The organism is Prosthecobacter sp. (assembly GCF_044378005.1).
Taxonomy (GTDB): Bacteria; Verrucomicrobiota; Verrucomicrobiia; order Verrucomicrobiales; family Verrucomicrobiaceae; genus Prosthecobacter.
In genome coordinates, this window is the sequence record NZ_JBILYB010000266.1 from 1 (window position 1) to 4,137 (window position 4,137).

At 63.9% G+C, this 4,137-nt stretch carries 3 protein-coding genes; 1 reads left to right on the forward strand and 2 read right to left on the reverse strand.

From position 1 onward, the window contains the following. On the forward strand, positions 1-1,729 hold a 1,729-nt coding region (locus tag AC6FTP_RS25815; protein WP_497209774.1), incomplete at its 5' end, for a PVC-type heme-binding CxxCH protein. 97 nt (positions 1,730-1,826) lie between these two features. Here the strand turns inward: AC6FTP_RS25815 and AC6FTP_RS25820 are convergent. Together AC6FTP_RS25820 and AC6FTP_RS25825 are read right to left on the reverse strand one after the other, a co-directional pair. After that, positions 1,827-3,827: a hypothetical protein gene (locus tag AC6FTP_RS25820; RefSeq protein WP_497209775.1), complete on the reverse strand. Its 2,001-nt coding sequence runs from the start codon at positions 3,825-3,827 to the stop codon at positions 1,827-1,829. Then, on the reverse strand, positions 3,824-4,137 hold a 314-nt coding region (locus AC6FTP_RS25825), incomplete at its 5' end, for a hypothetical protein (protein ID WP_497209776.1). The genes AC6FTP_RS25820 and AC6FTP_RS25825, both read right to left, overlap by 4 nt.

Here is a 4,137-nt window from a genome sequence, read left to right on the forward strand (position 1 = left end):
GTTTCTCGACGGGCTGCTGCACCCCACGGGCCTGGCCTGCTGGAAGGGCGGCGTTTTCATCTCGGCGATTCCAGACCTGGTCTATGCCCGCGACTCGGATGGAGACGGGAAGTGCGATGAACGCGAGGTCTGGTACTCGGGCTTCACGGCGGGGAATCCGCAGCATCTCGTGAATGGCTTCTGCTGGGGCCTGGATGGCTGGCTGCACGGGGCCAATGGTGACAGTGGCGGCAATGTGACGGTGGTGAAGACGGGGGAGAAAATCAAACTCGGCACCAATGACTTCCGCTTCCATCCCGTGACCGGGAAGTTTGAGCGGGAGTTTGGCCGCTCGCAGTATGGGAAGTGGCGGGATGATTTCGGGAATTGGTTCGGCAACAACAACAGCACGATGGGCTGGCATTATTATCTGCCGATGCGCTGGATGGAGTCGCACCCCGACAAGCTCGCGACCTCGGTGCGGGCGGTGATCAATGAGGAGAAGACCGTGCTGCCCATCAGCCCGGCGGTGCGGCGGTTCAACTGGGCGAGCGCGATTCAAACGCTGACTTCGGGCTGCGCGCCGATGCCGTGGTTTGATGGCAAGGATCAGTCTCTGCTGGTCTGCGAACCGGCAAACAATCTGGTGCATCGGGAGCTGCTGGATCACTCGAAGCTGCCGATCACGAGCCAGCGCCACCCGGACGATGCAAAGAGCGAATTTCTCGCGAGCGGGGACAATTGGTCGCGCCCCAGCATGGCACGTCCTGGACCGGATGGCGCGATCTACGTCGTCGATATGTATCGCCTCGTGCTGGAGCACCCGGAGTGGATTCCAGCGGACATCTCCAAAGGGCTGAACCTGCGTGCCGGCGAGGACATGGGCAGGATTTATCGGATCAGCGGACCGAGCACGACGAAGAGTGAGGTAGCCCTGCTAAAGGAGCCGATGAAGGCGATGGCCTCCAACCACCGCTGGACGCGGGACACAGCGCAGCGGCTGCTTTTGGAAAAGCAGGACAAGGCGGCCGTGCCAGAGCTGATCGAACTCGCCAGAGGGTCCGTCACCCCCCTATCCGTGCGGCTTCAAGCAGCATGGACGGCGGCGCTGCTGGATGAGGCGCAGCGGCCTGCTTTGATCTCGCTGATGAGGTTGGCGTTTCCAAAAGTGCGCGGTGTGGCGCTCGTGGCGGCAGGCAGCGAGGAAATCCATCCCGAAGAACTGGCGACGTGGTTCCCGAAGGCGGCACCCGCAAAGCCTGTGGCCGAAGTGCCGGTGATCACGAACGTCAATGCAGACCGCCAGAAGGTGGTGAAGCGCTATGTCCAAGAGGTGGGAAGTCTGCGCGGCGATGCAAAGCGAGGCGAGGCAGTCTTTGCCAAAGCATGCATGGCCTGCCACAAGCTCGGCGGCATGGGCGTGGAGGTCGGTCCGGATCTGGCGACGGTGGCCGCGAAGCCGATGGATCAACTGTTGGAGGCCATCTTTGATCCAAACCGTGCGGTGGAATTGCGGAATGCCTCCACACAGATCACGAGACAGGATGGGACCCAGATCGCCGGATTGATCGCCGCCGAGGCGCCGGGCAGCGTGACCTTGAAACTGCCGGGCGGGGTGGAGTTCCCCGTGCTGCGTCGTGACATCAAGGAGATGAAGACGCTGAAGACCTCCCTCATGCCGGAGGGAATGGAAAGCGTGATCACCGCCCAGGAAGCCGCGGATCTGCTGGCGCGGATGACGGGGCGATGAGGCGCACAGACGAGGGATCAAATCATGGGGGCATCTGAGAGGGGTTATGAAACACCTTAAGTTCCGGCTGAAGCTGGCAGCGAGGGCTTAGACCGCCTCAGCGCACACGCTGGGTCGGAAAATCTTTCTCGATGATCTCGACGGGCTGCGCGTTGGCGGCTGGTCGAGTAGCTTCCTTGGCGGCACCGCAGTTGAACTGCTTCAGCAGTTCCTGTCGGCGACCCTCCAGCGGGAGGTCGTGGTAGGTTTTCACCAGACGGGCACGGCGGGCGAGGCCGGTGGTCTCGGGGTTGGCGGTGGGTGTGCCGTTGGAGGTATCGACGAGCTGCTGGTCGAGCATGGCGGACTCCTGGGCGAGGGCTTCGCGACGCTTCAGCTTGGCCTCAACCTCAGCCGGTGAACCTCCAGTGGTGCGTGGAAACTGGTTCTGCGCATTGACCTGTCTTGCGGCGAGCTGGGCATCTTGGTTCTGGAGCACGACGAGCTGCCTCTGAATCTGCTGCATTTCGTTTTGGAGCTGCGGATTCATCGGCTGAGGAGTCGGCTGCTGGGGGACAAAAGTAGGACTGGTGGTGCCACGCTGGCCGTCTTTTTGAGGGAAGCGTGGCTGTGTGGTCGGCGGCATCTGGCGGGTCTGGGACATCATGGCGGCGAGCTGCTGGAGGCGGGCCTGGAGAGAACGCATCTGTGCGGCGAGCGCCTGGCGCTGCTGGCTGAAGCCAGTGATCTGGATGCGGCTCTGATCGCCGGCCTGCGCCATGCCCTGGAGACGCTGGAGGTCGGCATCGATGAGGGCGACTTCGTTTTCGATGGCGGTCTGCCGCGCTTCGATCCGGGCGACGGCGGCCTTCATTTTGTCGCCTGCCTCTGCGGCAATGCGGCCGCGCTCGGAGTCGGCTCCAGCTTTGAGTTTGGCAAAGGTGGCGGCGACGCTGTCGCGGGCTTTCTCGACCTGTGGGCGAAGATCAGAAGGCAAGACGGCGAGGAGGTCGCGCTCAAAGAGGACAGACTCACCGGCGGGGACATCCGGCTTCCACGGTCCCTTGATGAGCCCTAGGGCGATGCCGCAGAGGTAGGCGGTATCGCGCGCCGCTGGGCTGGTGCTGGTGTCGGGGGACAACTGCTTGCTCCAGGTGCGGGCGTCGCGCAGGGCCTGGGCGGGCTGATGCTGGATCAGGGACATCCAGAGCTGCATCTCGCTGGCACGTGCGGTGACGGTCCCGGGCGGCTGCGCGATGGCAGAGGCGAGGCTTTTCATGGCGTCGTCATAGCTTCCGGCACTGAGCTGGGACAGAGCGCGGGCGTAGTCGAGCGCAGGGTTTTGACCAGCACCGCGTGCGGCGGCCTGGTAGGCCTGGGTGGCGGCGGCTTTCGCGGCAGGTGTGCGGCCCCAGCCTTCGCGAAGAAGCGCGCGGACGAAGCTGTGCAGGACGGCATCGCAGGGCTGGAGTTCAAAGACGATCTGGTCGGCACTGTCGCACTTCACCTGGAGAGTGCCGATGAAAGGCTGGGCGTCGGGAGCCTCGATGGCGACGCTGTATTCACCGACGGCGAGGTCTTTGAGAAGTAGGTCGCCTTTGGCATTGGCGACGAAGGGTTGGCTCGGCGGTGTGGCGATCTTCGGGGAGTTCGGGCGCAGCAGGAGGCTGGCGGAGGCGGCGGGCAGCCGGACGGTGTCGGCCTCATTGCCGCTAGTGCTGACACGCTTCACCACGAGCACGGGCATATCACAGCGCTCACGTTTCGGCGGCGGCCGGGTGAGGATGAAGTCGTGGACGTATTCCAGCGAGGTCTGCGGGACTTTGAAGCCGCGCTTTTCGTCCTCGGTCCTGAATCCAGCGGCAGTCACGCGGTAGGCGTAGTCAGCGGGCGGCAGGTCTTTGATCTGAAAGTAGCCGCCCGGTGAGTCGGCGGTGGCCGTGGCGATGACGGTGCTGCTTTTGGCGGAGAGCAGCTCGATCTTTGCCCCAGGCACGGGGCCGAGATTGGCCCCCTTTTCGTCCTGGCCATAGACGCGGCCATGCACGGCGGGCAGAGGCTGGGCAAAGAGTGCGCCGTGGGCGAGGACGACGCATAGCAGGAGGATGAGCGTTTTCATGGCGTGTTATCCGGGACGAGGCGAACTCCGATCACGCCGACTGCGTCGGTGGCATCAGTCGTGGTGAGGCGGATCTTGAAGGTGAGGGTGATGTACATGTTGCCGGTGCCGAGCTGGGCAGCGTAGGCGGCGGCGTTGAAGCCAAAGGTGGCGGCATTCCACGGTGGCGCGGGCGGAGCTGGCGCGAGGTAAGCCACAGGGTTCACGGGAGAGAGCGGGTAGCCGGCGAAGGTGCCGGCAGTCAGGCGATCAAAGCGTAGCGGCAGGTCGATGAGCATGAGCGGGGCGGCTTTTGAAATCGTCAGCGGGG

Excerpts from the sequence above, each read along its gene's own strand:
- AC6FTP_RS25820 (WP_497209775.1), bottom strand. The coding sequence starts at position 3,827 with ATGAAAACGCTCATCCTCCTGCTATGCGTCGTCCTCGCCCACGGCGCA.